The organism is Mesorhizobium sp. M7A.F.Ca.MR.148.00.0.0 (assembly GCF_003997735.1).
In the GTDB taxonomy this organism is placed as follows: domain Bacteria; phylum Pseudomonadota; class Alphaproteobacteria; order Rhizobiales; family Rhizobiaceae; genus Mesorhizobium.
This window is the reverse complement of sequence record NZ_RZTB01000471.1, coordinates 1-327: the sequence shown is the minus strand read 5'-3', so window position 1 is coordinate 327 and position 327 is coordinate 1. Positions and strand designations below refer to the sequence as shown.

At 64.2% G+C, this 327-nt stretch carries 1 pseudogene; it reads right to left on the bottom strand.

Going from position 1 to position 327, the window contains the following annotated elements:
* Positions 1–327: pseudogene (locus EOB49_RS34975) on the bottom strand (mannitol dehydrogenase family protein); the annotation flags it as partial.

Sequence of the window (327 nt, the reverse complement as noted above, 5' to 3'; positions counted from 1 at the left end):
GTCCTCCAGCACCCATTGCCGGAACGGCTCGCAAAACACCGGCCAGTTGTCTTCCAGCCCGAACTCCTTGGCGAGAATGCCGCGCTCGCGGTCCGTGGTGGCCGGCGTGATGCGATCGACCATGCCGTTCGGAAAGGCGACCTTTTCGCTGACCCAGTTCGCCAGGTCCTCGTCGATCAGGCGGGCCAGACCGATGACGCCGTCTGAGGTGACGTGGCCATTGTGGGGAATGTTGTCGCACGACATGACAGTGAACGGCACGGTGCCTTCATCGCGCCGCCGCACCAGCCCGGCAAGAATGATGCCGCACACCGTCTTCGCTGTCGC